The sequence below is a fragment of the uncultured Aquimonas sp. genome (genome assembly GCF_937888285.1).
GTDB lineage: Bacteria > Pseudomonadota > Gammaproteobacteria > Xanthomonadales > Xanthomonadaceae > Aquimonas.
Genome location: NZ_CALART010000095.1, coordinates 13,438 through 31,101, shown reverse-complemented (window position 1 = coordinate 31,101; position 17,664 = coordinate 13,438). Strand labels below are relative to the sequence as shown.

Genomic DNA, 17,664 nt, shown 5'->3' with positions numbered 1-17,664 from the left:
TCGGAATCGGACAGTGTGGCGCTTTGACTTGCCAAGTAATTGATTTGACGGGGCAGATCGATTGGCACGGGGCGTGCTACGTCGAGGGCATGGACATCCAGCGCATCGATCTCAAGCAGAAAGCCCGCCGTCGCCGTATCGCCTACGTGGCCGGCGGAATCATCGCCCTCGTCGCCCTGGTCGGCTTCGTCAGCCGGCTCGATCCGGCCGCGCCCAGCGTCGCCGAGGCCAGCCTGTGGATCGACACGGTCAAGCAGGGCGACATGCTGCGCGAGGTGCGGGGCCCCGGCGTGCTGGTGCCGCGCGAGATCCGCTGGATCGCCGCCGAAAGCAATGCGCGGGTCGAGCGCATCGTGGTCCGCGCGGGCGCCCAGGTCGAGGCCGATACGGTGATCCTGGAGCTGTCCAACCCCGAGGTCGTCGACCAGCAGCTGTCAGCGGAATCCGCGCTGACCGCCGCCGAGGCCGACTTCGTGGCGCGCCGCGTTGGCCTTGAGAGCCAGCTGCTGGATCAGCGCGCCGCGCTTGCCGGCATCCGCGCCGACTACGAGGGTGCGCGGCTCACGGCGGAAGCCGAAACCGAGCTCGCGGGGCGCGGCATCATCTCGCGCATCCAGGCCCGGCGCAGCGAGCTCGCGGCGGAGCAGCTCAAGCTGCGCACCGAGATCGAAGTCGAGCGCATCGCCAAGTTCGAGCAGACCATCCGCGCCCAGCTCGATGCGGAGCGCGCGCGCATCAACCAGCTGAAGAACGTGGCCGAGCTGCGCCGCCGCCAGGCCGAGGGTCTGCAGGTGCGCGCCGGCATCGCCGGCGTGCTGCAGCAGGTGCCGGTGCAGGAGGGCCAGCAGGTCGTCGCCGGCACCAACCTCGCCCGCGTCGCCAAGCCCGGTGCCCTGATGGCCGAGCTGCGCATCAGCGAAACCCAGGTCAAGGACATCGTGCACGGCCAGAGCGTTCGCGTGGACACGCGCAACGGCGTGGTCGCAGGGCAGGTGGTGCGCATCGACCCGGCCGTGCAGAACGGCACCGTGCTGGTCGAGGTCGACTTCACCGAGAAGCTGCCGGACAGCGCGCGCCCGGATTTGAGCGTCGACGGCACCATCGAGATCGAGCGCCTGACCAACGTGCTGCACGTCGGCCGCCCCGCCTACGGCCAGCCCGAGAGCGAAGTGCGCCTGTTCCGCCTCGACGAGGACGGCCAGGCCCACCGCATCCCGGTGCGCCTGGGTCGCGCTTCCGTCAACCAGATCGAAATCGCCCAGGGCCTGAACCCCGGCGACCGCATCATCCTGTCGGACACCTCGCAGTGGGAGGGGTATGAGCGTTTGCGGATCGATTGATTCGCAAACACCGGGAATGGGGAATCGGGAATGGGGAATCGTTCTGAAGCCGCGCGTCAGAAACCGGGGTGTGTTGGACAAGGCGAGTTGTTCTGCCGCCCTTCAGGGTGGCTGCAGTCTTGCCTCCACCTCGGCCGTCGCCCCCGCGAAGGCGGGGGCCCAGATGCTTCGCCGTGTCGACTGGGTCCCCGCCTTCGCGGGGACGACGAAGCAAAGCGTCTCCAAGAACGACCCAGCTGCGCCGAAAACCGGGGCTGGGCAACCTTCAGGGGGTCAGCATCACAGGCTCTTCCCTACTCCTCAGGCTCGACGCCACGCGCTCTTGCGAATCCCGAATCCCAAACCCCGAATCCCGGCTTGAGCAGGGCCAGTAGGCCAAGCGACCACCACCACACATCGACACACCAGATAACGGAAGCCAAGCCATGACCCAGCCAACGGCCCTGCTCAAGCTCGAAGACATCGCCAAGGTCTTCTACACGGACGAAGTCGAAACCCACGCGCTCTCGGGCGTGCACTTCAACATCCAGCGCGGCGAGTACGTGTCGATCTCGGGGCCTTCGGGCTGCGGCAAGTCGACCCTGCTGTCGATCCTTGGCCTGCTGGATACGCCGACCTCGGGGGTGTACGACCTGAACGGCGTGCCGGTGCAGGACATCAGCGCGTCCGAGCGCGCGCGCATCCGCAACAAGGAGATCGGCTTCATCTTCCAGGCCTTCAACCTGATCGGTGACCTGTCGGTGTTCGAGAACGTCGAGCTGCCGCTGACCTACCGCGACGGCGTGTCCAAGGCCGAGCGTCGCGACCGCGTCCAACATGCGCTGGAGCGCGTCGGCATGGCGCATCGCCTGAAGCACTATCCGGCCCAGCTCTCGGGCGGTCAGCAGCAGCGCGTGGCGGTCGCGCGTGCGCTGGTCGGCCAGCCCTCGCTGCTGCTCGCCGACGAGCCCACCGGCAACCTCGACAGCAAGAACGGCGAGGCGGTGATGGCCCTGCTGGACGAGCTGCACCAGTCCGGCTCGACCATCTGCATGGTCACCCATGACGCCCGCTACGCCGATTTCGCCCAGCGCAAGATCTGCATGTTCGACGGCCGCATCGTCGACGAGGACACCCTGCATCGCCTGCGCCGCGAGGAAGAAGCCCGCCTCGATGCGCAGATCGCCCGCGCCCGCGCCAGCCACGTCGCGGGGGTCTGAATGCGCGCCGTCCAATCCATCCTGTGCGAGCACGCGAGGCGCAGGCCATGACCGCGCTCGCAGGCATCTGGGGCGAAGCACTGCGCCTGCTGCGCGCGCGGCCGCTGGGCAATGCCGCGGTCGTGCTGGTGCTGGCCTTGGGGCTGGTGGCTGTCATGTGCGTCAGCGCGATCAGCGCGCTGGTCACGGATGCAGCGCCCGATGCGATCCCGGGCGAGCGCCTGTTCGGCTTCGGCGTCGGCGCCCACCCGGCGCAGGCGCGCAGCCTGCCCGGTAGCGAAGCGCTGGCCCTGCGCGCCGATGTGCGCGGCCTTGAGCGCGCGGTCCTGCTGCGAGGCGTCGAGTTCAATCTCGCTGCTGCCAGCGGCGATGCTGCACGCAGCGAGCGCGTGAGCGGCGCCCTGCTGGATGGCGATCCTTTTGCCCTGCTGGACTGGCCGATGGCGATGGGCCGCGGCTTCAGCGCCGAGGACTTCGCCGCCGATGCGCCGGCGGTGGTGGTGATCGGCGATGCATTGTGGCGCTCGCGCTTCAATGCCGACCCTTCGGTGATCGGTCGCAGCCTGCGCATCGACGGCGCGCCTGCGGTGCTGGTGGGCGTGCTGCCGCCGCAGCGCGCCTATCCCTTCCAGCAGCAGATCTACCGGCCGGTGAATCTTGCCGCCTCGCCCGGCCTGCACAGCCGCTATTGGCAGACCCTGGTGCGCGTCGATGAACCGGGCGCGCTGCCGGCCCTCCGCGCGGCGTTTGCTGCGGCGCAGGCCGAGCGCGAGCGCCTGCAGGGCGCCTCGGCCAAACACGAGGCGCTGCACTTCAGCCCGCTGTGGGGTGCCTCCTCCGGTCCGCAGACCGAGCTGCTGGTGCTGGTGCTGGCGGCGGTGGTCGGGCTGGTGATGCTGATGGCGGCGACCAATGCCGGCGGCCTGCTGCTGGTGCAGTGGCTGGGCCGCGCGCGCGAGCTGGCGACGCGGCGGGCGCTGGGTGCGGGCGCGCTGCGCATCGGTGCCGGCCTGCTGCTGCAGGGGCTGCTGCTGGTGGGTCTGGCCTGGGTGCTGGCCCTGCTGCTGAGCGATCGCATCCTGGATGCGCTGTCACGCTACTTCTGGACCGTCGAGAGCGGCATGCCGCTGTATGTCGAGCTGCAGCTGTCGGCACAGGTGCTGGCGATCAGCGCCGCTGCCGCGCTGCTGGCGGTGCTGCTGCTGACCGTGCCGACCCTGATGCGCCTGCGTGGCGCCGGTGCCCTGGCCGAGCTGCGCAGCGGCACGCGTTCGACCAGCCGCATGCTGTCGCGCTTCAGCCGCGGCCTGTTCGCCCTGCAGGCACTGCTGGCGGTAGTCACCGTACTCGCCACCCTGCAGGCCGGGCTGGGCGCGCATGCCCAGCAGACGCAGTCGATCGGACTCGATACCGATGCTGTGCTGGTGGCGCAGTTCAACGGCGCCGATCTCGACGCCCGCGCTGCCTTCAGCGAGCGCCTGCAGCAGCGGCTGCGCGCCGAGCCGGGTGTGAGCGCGGTGAGCGTGTCCAACCATATTCCGCTGGCGGTGGTGAGCCGGCCTGATCTCGAACTCGGCGAGCGTCGCGTCAACGTCGACCTGGCGCCGGTCGATGTCGGCTTCGCCGAGGTCTATCGGCTGCCCCTGCGCCGCGGGCGCTGGTTCAGCGAGGACGAGATCGCCCAGCAGCGGCGCGTGGCGGTGATCGATCCGGCCCTGGCGGCAGCCCTGTTCGAGGGGCGCGACGGCATCGGCGAGAGCTTCACCCGCGACATCGGCGGCGAGAGCGTGCGCTACCAGGTGATCGGCCTCACGGAAGAGCTGCGGCTGGCCGACGCGGTCGGCGCCGATCGCCCCAGCGTGTTCGTGCCGATGCCGCCGCGCAGCGGCGCCGAGCTCGCCCTCGCGCTGCGTCTGCAGGGTGATGTCGAGGCCTTCGTGCCGCGATTGCAGGCCTTGGCGGCGGAGATCGATCCCGACTTCGCGCTGGCCGAGATCGGCAGCTTCGCCGAGCGCCGCGCGCGCGCCAACGAATGGGCGCAGATGGTGCTGGGCATGTTCGCGCCGCTGGGCGTGCTCGCCCTGGTGCTGGCCACCACCGGTCTGTCGGCCCTGCTCGGCAGTCTGGTCAACGAGCGCACCCGCGAGATCGGTCTGCGCCGCGCGCTGGGCGCCTCTGGAGCAAACGTGGGTCGCGGCCTGCTGGGCGGTCTGGGCCTGTGGGGGGCAGCCGGCGCGCTGCTCGGCATCGCTGCGGCGGTGGCCCTGGTCGATCCGCTCAGCCAGAGCCTGTACGGCGAGAGCCAGGTCGGCGCGGTGGCGATCAGCGCGACGCTGATCGTCCTGCTGCTGGCGCTCGCCGTCGGCGTTGCCGGTCCGCTGGGGCGCGCGCTGCGCATCGATCCACTGACCGCCCTGCGCAGCGACTGAAGCGCAGCGCCACGCGACCCATATCAAGGAGGCGACATGCAAGGACGCACTTTTTCAATGAGCCGGGAGGCCCAGCCATGACCCTGCTGAGCGAGATCCGCCCGTGCCTGCGCAGCCTGCTGCGCCAGCCGGGCTTTCTGTTCACCGCCGTACTCACCCTGGCGCTGGGCGTCGGTGCGGTCACCGCGGTGTTCAGCGTGGTCTACGGCGTGCTGCTCAAGCCCCTGCCGTATCCGCAGGCCGAGCGAATCGTCGAGGTGCTGCGCGTGCAGGAGAACTACGGCGGCCCGGTCTCGCGGCCGCTGTACTTCGACTGGCGCGAGGCCACGCGCGATCAGTTCGAAGCGCTCGCCGCGACCTATGGTGGCATCGCCACCCTGCGTATCGGCGACGCCGCCGAGCGCCGCATCAGCTATCGGGTCAGCCCGGAGTTCTGGACCGTGATGGGCCTGCAGCCGCAGCTCGGACGCTGGTTCGGTCAGGCCGAGGAAGACAGCGGCGAAAAGGTCGCCGTGCTCTCGCATGCGCTGTGGCAGCAGCGTTTCGGCGGCCGCAGCGAAGTGATCGGCGAGCGCATCGAACTGAATGGCGAAGCCTGGACGGTGATCGGTGTGGCGCCTGCAGCACTGCGTCTGCCCGAGGGCGCTGAGCTGTATCTGCCGACCCATCTGCCGCTGAGCGGCGCGGCCCGCGGTACCAGCTACCTGCGCCTGCTCGGTCGCTATGCCGAAGGCGTGACGCCCGCGCAGGTCGAAGCTGCGCTGACCGCGGTCAATGCACGCCTGGCCGAGACCTATCCCGAAGACAATGCCAAGCTCGGCGCGCGCCTGCAGCCGCTGCGCGAGAGCCTGGGCGCGCGCCTGGAACAGCCCCTGTGGAGCCTGTTCGCGGCTTCGCTGCTGGTGCTGCTGATCGCCTGCGCCAACCTTGCCAATCTGCTGCTGGCCCGCGCCAGCCAGCGCAGCGCCGAGTACGCCGTGCGCGCGGCGCTGGGCGCGGCGCGTGGCCGCCTGCTGCGCGCCGCCCTGGTCGAAGCCCTGCTGATCGGCGTGCTCGGTGCCGTGGGCGGCGCCTTGATCGCCGCGGCCGGCGTGCCCCTGCTGCTGGCGGGCGCGCCGGACCTGCTGCCGGCGCAGGTCGATGTCGCGCTGGATCTGCGCGTGCTCGCCCTGTGCCTCGGCCTGAGCCTCGTCACCCTGCTGCTGTTCGCCCTCCTGCCGGCGCGGCGCGCGGCCAACGTGGCGCCGGCCGGCAGTCTGGTCGAAGCCGGGCGCGGTCCGGCGGCGGGCCGCCACGGCGGTCGTGCGCGGCGCGTGCTGGTGGTGGCGGAAGTCGCGCTCGCCCTCACCCTGCTGGCCGGCGCCGGCCTGATGATCGAGAGCCTGCGTCGCCTGGGCGAGGTCGATACCGGCGTGCAGGCCGAGGGCGTGCTGACCGCGAGTCTGGTGCTCAACGTGCCGGCGGGCCCGGACGGCGAGGGCTGGGAAGACACCTACCGCCGCCACACGCAGTACATCGCGCCCAGGCTGGACGCCGTGCTTGCAGCGGTCGCGGCACTGCCAGGTGTCGAGGCCGTCGGTATCAGCGACGCGCTGCCGCTGTCGGCGCTCGACAACTTCAGCTCCGGCGTGCGGGTGATCGGCAGCGAGCCGGTCGAAGGCCGCGAGCCGGGCGCCAACTGGCGCTTCGTCAATCCGGACTTCTTCGCCGCGGTCGGTCTGCTGATCGAGCAGGGGCGTGGCCTGCAGGACAGCGATGCGCGCGCCGGCGAGATGCCGGGCAATGTGCTGGTCAACCGCAGCTTCGCGCGTCGCTTCATGGGCGAGGGCGATCCGGTCGGCCGCCAGATCGAGTTCCTCGGCGGGCCCAAGACCGTGGTCGGCGTGGTCGCCGACACCCGCCACTTCGGTGCCGACCGCGAGCCTCCGCCGGAGGTCTACATGCACCACCACCAGGCGGTGCAGGAGCAGTTCTTCCTCGCCCTGCGCGTGCGCGGCGAGCCGATGGCCCTGGCCGAGCCGCTGCGCCGCGCCCTGCAGACGCTCGACCCGGCGATGCCGGTGTCGGCGATCCGTCCCTTCGAAGCCATGGCCGGTGAGTTGAACCTGCTGCGCCGCTTCAACCTGCAGCTGATGGCGATCTTCAGTGCGGTCGCGCTGGGGCTGGCGGCGATCGGCCTGTACGGGGTGATCAGCTACGGCGTGCAGCAGCGACGGCAGGAGCTCGGCATCCGCATGTCGCTGGGGGCCGATGCGCGGCGCCTGCTCGGCCTGCTGCTGCGCCAGGGCCTGGGCCTCCTGCTGATGGGGCTGGCCCTGGGCCTGGTCGGTGCGCTGCTCTTGGGCCGCAGCTTGAGCGCGCAGCTGTTCGGCGTCGCCAGCTTCGAGCCCGGCGTGCTGCTGGCGGTGGCCGGCGTGCTCGGCCTGGTCGGGCTGCTGGCCTGTCTGATTCCCAGTCTGCGTGCGGTGCGCGCGGACCCCGTGCAGAGCCTGCGCGGCGCCTGAGCGCCCGCACGACGAGGAGAGCGACATGATCGGATCCCTGCTGCAGGACCTGCGCTACAGCCTTCGCGGCCTGCTGGCGCGACCGCTGTTCCTGACCATCGCCGTGCTCACCCTGGGCCTGGGCATCGGCGCCAACACCGCGATCTTTTCGGTGATGCACGGCCTGCTGCTGCGGCCGCTGCCCTACGCCGGCGGCGAGCGTCTGGTCGAGGTGTTCAACCGCTACCCGAACATGAACCTCGACTACGCCGGCACCTCGATCCCCGACTATCTGGACCGCCGCGAGCAGGCGCCCTCGATCGAGGACATGGCGCTCTACACCAATGTCAGCTTCGGGCTCAGCAGCAGCGCCGGCACACCCGAGCGCCTGAGCGCGCTGAAGGCCACGCCCAGCCTGTTCAGCACGCTGGGCACGCGGGCGGCGGTGGGCCAGGTGTTCACGGATGCGCATGCCGAACCGGGCAGCGACAGGGTCGCGGTGCTGTCCTGGAACCTCTGGCGCAACCGCTTCAATGCCGACCGCGAGCTGATCGGCCGCGAGATCCGCCTGAACGGCGAGAACTTCCGCGTGCTCGGGGTGATGCCCGAGGGCTTCGGCTTTCCCTCGCGCAACGTGCAGCTGTGGGTGCCCTTCGCCTTCACCGAGCAGCAGCGTAGCGACCAGGAGCGCGGCAACGAGTACTCGGCGAGCATCGCGCGGCTGAAGCCCGGCGCCTGCGTCGAAGGCCTTGCTGCCGAGCTCGACACCATCATCGCCCGTAATGCCGATCGCCTGGCCGCCGCCGGTGACCAGGGCGCGGGCTTCGCCGCCTTCCTGCGCGCCGGCAACTTCAAGGGCGGCGCGCGCAGCCTGCGCGAGCAGCAGGTCGGCGAGGCGCGCGAGGTGCTGGCGATCCTGCAGGCCGCGGTCGGCATGTTGCTGCTGATCGCCTGCGCCAATCTGGCCAACCTGATGCTGATCCGCCTGCACGGCCGCCGCAAGGAGCTGACGCTGCGCAGCGCGCTCGGCGCCGGACGCACGCGTCTGGCGTTGCAGGTGCTGGGCGAGGCCCTGCTGCTGGCCCTGTTCGGTGGGCTTGCCGGCTTGGCGGTGGCGACTGCCTGTATCGAGCTGATGCCCGCACTCGGCATCCAGCCCGACTCGGCCGACTACACGATCCGCCTCGACAGCGAGGTGGTGCTGTTCGGCATCGGCATCAGCCTACTGGCGGCGCTGCTGTCCGCCGCGCTGCCGCTGGCCAGCCTGCTGCGCATGGACATCGGCGAGACGCTCAAGGAAGGCGGCCGCTCGGGGGCCGGCGGCCGTCGCGCGGCGCTGTCGCGGCAGGGCCTGGTGGTGCTGCAGATGGCGCTGGCGACCACCCTGCTGATCGGCGCCGGCCTGCTGCTGCGCAGCTTCCAGGCGCTGTCCGAGCAAAGCCCGGGCTTCGAGTCCAGCGGCCTGCTGACCGCCCGCGTCGATCTGGACGCGCCGCGCCACGCCGAGGACGCCGCCCGTGCGCGCTTCATCGACGAGGCGCTGGCGCAGCTGCGCGCGCTGCCGGGCGTGGAGCATGCGGCCTTCACCTCGAACCTGCCCTTCAGCAACAGCAACTCCTCGGGCTCGTACACCATCGTCGGCCGCGACAGCGGCGATGGCGAGGCCAACCCGCACGGCATGCAGCGGCAGGTGGCCGGCGACTACTTCCAGGCGCTGAAGATTCCGCTGCTGGCCGGTCGCTATCTCAACGAGGGCGACAGCGCGGAGTCCGAGCGGGTGGTGGTGATCGACGAGATCCTCGCCAACAAGTACTTCAGTGGTCGCGATGCGCTCGGCCAGCAGCTGACTCGCGGCGGCAGCTCACTGCCGCCGGCCACCATCGTCGGCGTGGTCGGCACGGTCCGCCACCAGCAGCTGGCCACCGCCACCAGCAAGGAAACCCTGTATTGGCCGACCCGCCAGGCGACGCCGCCCTTCGGCAGCTTCGTGCTGCGCTCGGCGTTGCCGGCCGAACAGCTGATCCCGCAGGTGCGCGAGGCCCTGCGTGCGGTCGATCCCGAGCAGCCGGAGTACGACATCCGCAGCCTGGACGAGCGCATCGCGCTCTCACTGGACCAGCAGCGCGCGCCGATGCTGCTGCTCGGCGCCTTCGCCGCGGTGTCGATGCTGCTGGCTGCACTTGGCATCTATGGCGTGCTGGCCTACGCGGTCAGCCAGCGCACCGGTGAGCTCGGCGTGCGCATGGCGATCGGCGCCAGCGCGCAGGAGCTGCTGCGCATGGTGATGGGGCAGGGCGCGCGGCTGGTGGCGATCGGTCTCGGCCTTGGCCTGCTCGGCGCAGCGCTGTTCGGCTACGCCGCGCGCAGCCAGCTGTTCGGCGTCAGCGCCGGCGACCCGCTGACCTATGTGGGGGTCTGCGGCTTCCTCGCGGCGGTCGCACTGGCCGCCTGCTACCTGCCCGCGCGCCGCGCCGCGCGGACCGATCCGATGGTTGCGCTGCGCTACGAGTGAGGACGAACGCGATGATGGCCCAGCTGCTTCCCGAACTTCGACTGGCCCTGCGCGGCCTGCTGCGCCAGCCCGGCCACGCGCTCGGCGTGGTGCTCACGCTCGCGCTCGGCATTGCGGTCTGCGCGGCCATGTACAGCGTGGTCCATGGCGTGGTGCTGAAGGGCCTCGACTACCCCGAGCCCGAGCGCCTGCGGGTGCTGGGTGCGCAGGATCTCAGCGCCGGCGGCGAGGGCATGCTGGCCGGCGCCGAGGCCGAGCGGCTCGCCGAGCTCGGCGTGGTCGAAAGCGCCGGCTATTTCCTCTGGGGTGGCGCCACGCACACCGGCGGCGAGCGCCCGCGCATGCTCACCCTGATCCTGACCGGCGGCGAGTTCTTCCGCACGCTGGGCGTGCAGCCGCAGCTGGGCCGCTGGCTCACCGCCGGCGATGCCAACCGCGACAGCGGCGTCGTGCTCAGCCACCAGCTCTGGCAGGACCTCTACGGCGGCGATCCCGGGATCATCGGCAAGCCCTTCCAGGTCGACTGGATCCAGTCGACCGTGGTCGGCGTGATGCCGCCGGGCTTCGGCTATCCGGTCGACGGCATCGACCTGTGGATCGGTTACGACGTCGCCCAGCTGCGCGCGCAGCCGCCCCTGTTCGAGAACGCGCGCTTCCTGAAGGGCATCGCCCGGCTCAAGCCCGGTGTGGACGAGGCGAGCCTGTCGGCCGAGCTTGCGGCCTTCTCGCAGCGTCTGGCCGGCGAGCACGCGCCGCTGCGCGACTGGCGGCTGGCGGCCACGCCGATGCTCGACGACGAGATCGGTCCGGTGCGCCCGGTGCTGCTGGCCCTGCTGCTGATAGCGGCGCTGGCCCTGGGCGTGGCCTGTGCCAACGTCGTCAACCTGGTGCTGCTGCGCGCCCTGGCCCGCGCCCAGGAGCTGGCCGTGCACCAGGCGCTGGGCGCCAGCCGCGGGCGGCTGGCCCGGCGCGTGTTCATCGAGACCTTCGCGCTCGGTGCGCTGGCCACGGGCCTCGGCGTGCTCGGCGCCGAGCTGGCCCTGCAGGGCTTCGTCGGACTCGCCGACAGCGACCTGCCGCGGGTCGATGAGATCCAGCTCGATGCGGCCGGGCTGTTGAGCGTGGTCGCGATCGGCCTCGCGGCCAGCCTGCTGGCGGCCCTGCTGCCGGCCTGGCGACTGCTGCGCGCCGATCCGGCGCGCGGCCTCGGCGGTGCCAGCGGTCGCGTGCTGGCCGCGCGCGGCGGAGTGAGTCGGGCCCTGCCGATTGCGGCCTGCGCGGTGTCGGTCGGTGGCCTGGCCGCGGCCCTGCTGCTGGCCGGCAGCGTGCGTCATCTGGAGCAGGTGCCGCTGGGCTACACGCCCGAGCCGGTGCTGATGCTGCAGCTGTTCCGCGAGCCCGATCCCGGCCGCGGTGCCTTCAACCGCGCACTGATCGAGCAGCTGCAGGCGGTCCCCGGCGTGGCTGCGGCCGCCAGTCTGAGCTCCGGGCCCTTGAGCCCGCTGGGGTCGATTCCGATCGATGTGCAGGTGCTGGGCCGCGACGCACAGGAGGCGCTGCGCCCACGCGTGCGCACGGCCTCCGGCCCGGTGCAGGAGGTGCTGGGGCTTGGCCTGCGCAGCGGGCGCTGGCTGGAGTCGGGTGACCACGCCGACGCCGAGCCGGTGGCGGTAGTCAATCGCGCCTTCGCCGAACGCGTGTTCGGCACCCAGGATCCGCTGGGCCAGCGCATCAGCCTGCCGCCCTTCGGCGAGGCCGGGCCGCGCAAGGAGTTCCGCATCGTTGGCGTGATGGAAGACGCGCGCCTCGACACGCTGGCGGCGCCGGCCGAGCCCGAGGTCTGGGTGCCGGACGCGCAGTACTGGGTCAGCTCGGTGGCCCTGCTGCTGCGCGCCCAGGCCGAGCCCGGCGCCCTGCTCAAGCCGGCGCAGGAGGCGATCTGGTCCCTGCACCCGAATCTCGGCATCTACAGCACGCAGCGGGTCGCCGCCCTGCGCGATCGCCAACTCGCCACGCCGCGCTTCTTTGCCCGCAATGCCGGCGCCTTCGCCGTGCTGGCCCTGCTGCTGGCGGCGATCGGCGTGCATTCGGTGGTGGCCTACCAGATGACCCGGCGCCAGCGCGAGTTCGCGCTGCGCCTGGCGCTGGGCTCGGCGCCGCGGGCGCTGGCCCTGCGCGTGCTGCGCGCCGGACTTGCACTCGGCCTGCCGGCCGCGGCGCTGGGTGCCGGGCTGGGCCTGCTGTTCGGGCAGGTGCTGCGGAGCGTGGTGGTCGGCGTCGACGGCTGGCTGTGGAGCATGCCGGCGCTGGCGGCGGCCCTGCTGCTGGCCGTGGTGGTCGCCGCCAGCCTGCGCAGCATGCAGCGCGCGCTGCGGGTGCAGCCGATGCAGGCGCTGCGCGCGGAGTGAGCGGACATCACGAGGCCCGCGCGGCGATCGCCGGCGGCGGGCATCTCGACGACGCACGGGAGCCGCGTCGTCTTCATACGGACAGGAGTGCGCCATGTTTCTCGCAACGGAGCTGAACAACGCCGCCCGCCGCCTGCTGCGCCGGCCCACCCAGAGCGCGCTGGTGGTCGGCGTGCTCGGCCTCGGGCTGGGTGCCTTCCTGTTCCTGCTGTCGGTGGTCAACGGCCTGCTGATCCGGCCGCTGCCCTTTCCCGAAGCGGACCGCCTGGTGGCCATGGGCGAGCGCCGCGACAGCGGGGTCGGCGGCATCCATGCCAATGACTTCCTGCGGCTGCGCGACGAGCTGCGCAGCTTCGAGCGCATGGGCGTGTACGACGAGGCCACTGCAAACATCAGCCGCGGCGGCAGCAGCCTGCCGCAGCGCTACGACGGCGCGCAGATGAGCGTCGAGGCCCAGCAGCTGGTCGGCGTGCAGCCGATCCTCGGCCGCGGCTTCATCGCCGCCGACGACCAGCCCGGCGCACCCGCCGTACTGCTGCTGGGCGAGCGCGTCTGGCGCGAGGACTTCGGCGCCGATCCAGCGGTCATCGGCCGCGTGCTCAAGCTCAACGGGGAAGCCGCCACCGTGGTTGGCGTGCTGCCGGAAGACTTCCGTTTTCCCTACATCGCCGAAGTGTGGATGCCGCGCCGCCTGCGCAGCGACGACCCCTACGGCGCGCAGGTGATCGCCAAGCTCGCCGACGGCGTGTCGCTGAGCCAGGCGCGCGTCGAGTTCGACACCGTGGTCGAGCGCCTGGGGCCGGCGCTGATGGCGCAGCGCGACCAGCGCCCGCTGAACCTGAAACCGCTGGTGCTGCGCTTCGTCAACGAGCACACCCGCGGCATCATCGGCATGATCTTCGTGCCCGGCGCCCTGGTGCTGCTGCTGGCCTGCCTGAACGCCGCCAACCTGCGCCTCGGCCATGCGCTGTCGCGCCAGCAGGAGCTGGCGGTGCGCGGCGCGCTCGGCGCCAGCCGCGCGCGCCTGCTGCGCGAGCTGCTGGCCGAGAGCGTGCTGCTGGCGCTGGCGGCAACCGCCATCGGCCTGGTCATCGCCGATGCCGCCGGGCGCTGGCTGCTCGCCGTGTTCATCGCCAACGAGGACGCGCCGGCCTATTTCGTCAACTTCGGCATCGACCTGCAGATGTTCGGCTTCGCCCTGCTCGCGGCGCTCGTGACCGCGCTGGCCTCGGGCCTGTGGCCGGCGCTGCGGGCCTCCAAGCTCGACCTGCAGCAGGGCCTGCGCGCGGGTGGCCGCAGCGGCGCCGATGCCGGCGCAGGGCGCGCCGTACGCGCGCTGGTGGTGGCCGAGATCGCGCTGACCGTGCTGCTGCTGGTCGGCGCCGGCACCTTCCTGCGCGGGCTGGAGCGCACCTTCGCCTTCGACTTCGGCACCGTCACACCGCCCTCCGAAGTGCTGACCGGCCGCATCGGCCTGCGCGATGCGCGCTATGCCGAGGCGCCCGCGAAGCAGGCCTTCTACCAGTCGCTGGTCGAAGACCTCGAAGCCCAGCCCGGCGTGCGAGCGGCCTCGGTCTCCTCGGCGCTGCCGGGCACCATGGCCGGCGCCAGCGAGAGCGTCGCCGCCGCCGGCCAGGCCGAGCCCAACGGCGGCTGGCCGCAGGCGCTGGCGGCGCATGTCGACCCCGGCTTCGCCGAGGTCTACGGGCTGGAGTTGCTCGAAGGCCGCATGTTCGACGCCCGTGACAGCGCCGACAGCGCGCGCGTGGTGGTGATCGATGCGAGGCTGGCGCAGGAACTGTGGCCCTCGGGCAATGCGCTGGGCCAGACCCTGTGGGTGAACCCGCAGCGCGCCGAGCCCGATGTCTACACCGTGGTCGGCGTGATCGCGAACCTGCATCTGGAGGACGCCGACGACCCCGTGCAGCCGACCCTGCTGGCGCCGCTGGCCCAGCATCCGCGCGAGTTCGTCACCGTGGCGATCCGCACCGAGGGCGAGGCGCTCGGCTTCGCACCGCTGCTGGCCGAGCGTGTGCGCCAGCTCGACGCCGACCTGCCGGTCTACTGGCTGCGGACCCAGCAGCGCGCCATCGAGATGGGCCGCATCGGGCCGGTGATCCTCAGCCAGATGTTCAGCGCGATCGGCCTGCTCGGCCTGGTGCTGGCGGCGACCGGCCTCTACGGTGTGCTGGCCCAGGCAGTGCTGGCGCGCTCGCGCGAGATCGGCATCCGCCGCGCGATCGGCGCTGACGCGCGCAGCGTGCTGCGCCTGGTCGGCGGCGGCGTCGGTCTGCAGCTGGCGATCGGCCTGTCGATCGGCCTGGCCCTGGCCCTGCCCTGGTCCGGCATGCTCGCCAGCGAGAATTTCCACACGCGCAGCGCCGAGCCCGCGGTGTTCCTCGCGGCCCTGCTGGTCGTGCTGCTGGCCGCACTGGCGGCCTTCGCCGGCCCGCTGCTGCGCGCGCTGCGGATCGATCCGATGCAGGCCTTGCGGCAGGACTAGATTTTGGGGGGCGCGCTTTGCGCAGAAGAAGCGCCGTTGAGGCGAGTGATGCGTGTGCGACCGGAAGCGGTGTGCGCCGCCCGTCGCAAGGTTTCTCCCCCTCTCCCCCGATCCCTCCCCACGAGGGGGGAGGGGAGTGACAGCCGGCGCGCTGCGCAGCCAGGAGAGGGGCGGACGATTTCGACTCTTCGCGCGGAGAGGGCGGTGACAGTCGAACCCTCACCCACGGGGCAACGGTGACAGCACGCAGCTTGCCCTGTTCAATGACTAAACAAAACCTGGAACCGCCAACACCATGATCGAACTCCGCGAAATCGAGAAGTCCTACCCGCTGGCTGCCCAGCGCCATTACGTCCTGCGCAAGATCACCCTGAGCATTGCCGAGGGCGATTTCCTGTCGATCATGGGGCCGTCCGGCTCGGGCAAGACCAGCCTGCTGTCGGTGCTGGGCCTGATGGATTCCGACTGGTCGGGCAGCTACCGCTTTGACGGCACCGACCTGCACACGCTGAAGGAGCGCGCGCGCAAGGACTTCGCCCGCGAGCACATCGGCTTCGTGTTCCAGCACTACCACCTGCTGGATGACCTCACCGTCGCCGAGAACCTGGAGCTGCCGCTGTCCTACCGCAACGTGCGCGGCAGCGAGCGGCAGGCGCGGGTGGCCGAACTGCTCGACCGCTTCGGCATGGCGGCGCGGCGCGACCTGTATCCGCGCCAGCTCTCGGGCGGCCAGCAGCAGATCGTCGCGGTGGCGCGCGCGGTGATCGCGCGGCCGCGCCTGTTGCTCTGCGACGAGCCCACGGGCGCGCTGCACTCCAGCCAGGGCGAGCAGGTGATGGACCTGCTCGGCGAGTTGAACAAGGAGGGCACCACCATCGTCCAGGTCACCCACAACCCCGAGTACGCCGCGCGCGGATCGCGGCGGGTGGAGCTGCACGATGGCTGGATGAAGCAGGTGGCTTGAGCGCAGGGCGATGCACGGCGAATCCCTACGTTCACCGACGACTCGCATGAATATCCCGCCACCCCACCACCGTGATCCATAGGGTGGGCCCTGGCCCACCATGGGCCCGATGCTCGCCCCGGTCATTGATCGAATGCCACGCCCCACGACAACCTGCGAACCCGGCATCGCCACGACAACACCGTTCCCATAGGGTGGGCCCTGGCCCACCATGGGCTCGACGCTCGCCCTCATGCTCCAGCCGACACCGGTGCAAGGCTTGAGCCCCGCTACGCTCACCCACGCCGGCGCAAGGCTTGAGCTCACGGTGGGCCAGGGCCCACCCTATGGGCCGCGCGTCGCCCCCGCATCACTCCACCGCAACTCGCGCCACGCGTTCGTCTCTCCTCTTCACTCGTTGCTGCCCCCATGACCTCCCGCATCCTCATCGCCGACGACCAGGCCGACGTGCTGCAGGCCCTGCGCCTGCTGCTGAAATCCGAAGGCCACACCTGCGTCTGCGCGGACGGCCCGCGCGAGGCCATCGAGAAGCTGCGCCGCGAAGCCTTCGACGCCGCGCTGATCGACTTGAACTACACCCGTGACACCACCTCGGGCGAGGAAGGCCTGGCCCTGCTGGCCGAGCTGAAGAAGCTGGCGCCCGAGCTACCGGTGGTGGTGATGACCGCCTGGGGCAGCATCGATCTGGCCGTGCGCGCCATGCGCGAAGGCGCCGGCGATTTCATCGAGAAGCCCTGGGACAACACGCGCCTGCTCAGCATCCTCGCCACCCAGGTCGCGCTGGGCCGCAGCCAGCGCCGCGCCGCCAAGCTCGAAGGCATGCTCAAGCAGGGCGAGGGCGCCGAGCCCTTCATCGCCGAAGCGCCTTCGATGCGCCCCCTGCTCGATCTGCTCGACCGCGTCGCGCCGTCCGATGCCAACGTGCTGATCCTTGGCGAGAACGGCACCGGCAAAGGCCTGCTCGCACGCGAGCTGCACCGCCGCTCGGCGCGGGCCGAAGCGCCGCTGGTCAAGGTCAACATGGGCGGTATCGCCGAGACCGTCTTCGAGTCGGAAATGTTCGGCCACGTGCGCGGTGCCTTCACCGATGCCAAGGCCGACCGCATCGGCCGTTTCGAGCTGGCCGACGGCGGCACCCTGTTCCTGGACGAGATCGCCAACATCCCGCCCAGCCAGCAGCCCAAACTGCTGCGCGTGCTGGAGGACGGCGAGTTGGAGCGGGTCGGCTCCTCGCGCACGCTCAAGGTCGACGTCCGCTTGGTGTCGGCGACCAATGCCGACCTCGCCGACGAGGTCGCCGCCGGCCGCTTCCGCAAGGACCTGCTGTATCGCCTCAACACGGTCGAGCTGCGCCTGCCGCCGCTGCGCGAGCGCCGCGAGGACATCGCCGCCATGGCCCGCGACTTCCTCGCCCGCGCCGCCCAGCGCTACCGCCGCGAGGGCCTGCGCTTCGCGCCCTCGACCCTGCGTGCGCTGGAGCAGCACGCCTGGCCGGGCAATGTGCGCGAGCTGGCGCATGTGATCGAACGTGCCGTGCTGATGGCGCGCGGCAGCGAGATCGACAGTCTCGACCTCGGCAGCGGCAGTGCCGTGGTGGCGGATGCGCCCGCTGCCAGCGCCGCCGCACCGGCCTTGAACGGCATGACCCTGGAGCAGGCCGAGCAGGCGATGATCCGCAACGCGCTGGATCAATGCCGCGGCAACATACAGCGCGCCGCCGAGGTGCTGGGCTTGAGCCGCGGCGCGCTGTATCGGCGGCTGGAGAAGTACGGCCTGGCGACGGAGGAGTAAGCCATGGGCGCACGCGCCATGCGTCTCGCGCAATC

At 71.2% G+C, this 17,664-nt stretch carries 9 protein-coding genes; all 9 read left to right on the top strand.

Features of this window, described 5'->3' with window-relative positions; all coding sequences use genetic code 11:
* Nucleotides 1–89 precede the first annotated feature (89 nt).
* The 9 genes from Q0654_RS17465 to Q0654_RS17425 all read left to right on the top strand — a co-directional run bounded on the left by Q0654_RS17465 (nt 90) and on the right by Q0654_RS17425 (nt 17,629).
* The gene (locus Q0654_RS17465; protein ID WP_298856250.1) at nt 90–1,340 is read left to right on the top strand and encodes an HlyD family efflux transporter periplasmic adaptor subunit; all 1,251 of its coding nucleotides are present in this window, start codon (nt 90–92) and stop codon (nt 1,338–1,340) included.
* A 425-nt stretch (nt 1,341–1,765) separates the two neighbouring features.
* The gene (locus Q0654_RS17460) at nt 1,766–2,539 is read left to right on the top strand and encodes an ABC transporter ATP-binding protein (protein ID WP_298856249.1); all 774 of its coding nucleotides are present in this window, start codon (nt 1,766–1,768) and stop codon (nt 2,537–2,539) included.
* Nucleotides 2,540–2,586: 47 nt separating this feature from the next.
* Nucleotides 2,587–4,968: an ABC transporter permease gene (locus Q0654_RS17455; RefSeq protein WP_298856248.1), complete on the top strand. Its 2,382-nt coding sequence runs from the start codon at nt 2,587–2,589 to the stop codon at nt 4,966–4,968.
* A 77-nt stretch (nt 4,969–5,045) separates the two neighbouring features.
* Nucleotides 5,046–7,472 (top strand): ABC transporter permease, encoded by a 2,427-nt coding sequence (locus Q0654_RS17450; protein ID WP_298856247.1) that lies wholly within the window; start codon nt 5,046–5,048, stop codon nt 7,470–7,472.
* A gap of 25 nt (nt 7,473–7,497) precedes the next feature.
* Nucleotides 7,498–9,963: an ABC transporter permease gene (locus Q0654_RS17445; RefSeq protein ID WP_298856246.1), complete on the top strand. Its 2,466-nt coding sequence runs from the start codon at nt 7,498–7,500 to the stop codon at nt 9,961–9,963.
* Between the two features lie 14 nt (nt 9,964–9,977).
* Nucleotides 9,978–12,371: an ABC transporter permease gene (locus Q0654_RS17440; protein ID WP_298856245.1), complete on the top strand. Its 2,394-nt coding sequence runs from the start codon at nt 9,978–9,980 to the stop codon at nt 12,369–12,371.
* Nucleotides 12,372–12,465: 94 nt separating this feature from the next.
* Entirely contained in the window at nt 12,466–14,874 is a 2,409-nt protein-coding gene (locus Q0654_RS17435; RefSeq protein ID WP_298856244.1) for an ADOP family duplicated permease, read from the top strand.
* 295 nt (nt 14,875–15,169) lie between these two features.
* Complete coding sequence (locus Q0654_RS17430) at nt 15,170–15,838, top strand: ABC transporter ATP-binding protein (protein WP_298856243.1); 669 nt, start codon at nt 15,170–15,172, stop codon at nt 15,836–15,838.
* A gap of 408 nt (nt 15,839–16,246) precedes the next feature.
* Complete coding sequence (locus tag Q0654_RS17425) at nt 16,247–17,629, top strand: sigma-54 dependent transcriptional regulator (RefSeq protein ID WP_298856242.1); 1,383 nt, start codon at nt 16,247–16,249, stop codon at nt 17,627–17,629.
* Nucleotides 17,630–17,664 lie beyond the last annotated feature (35 nt).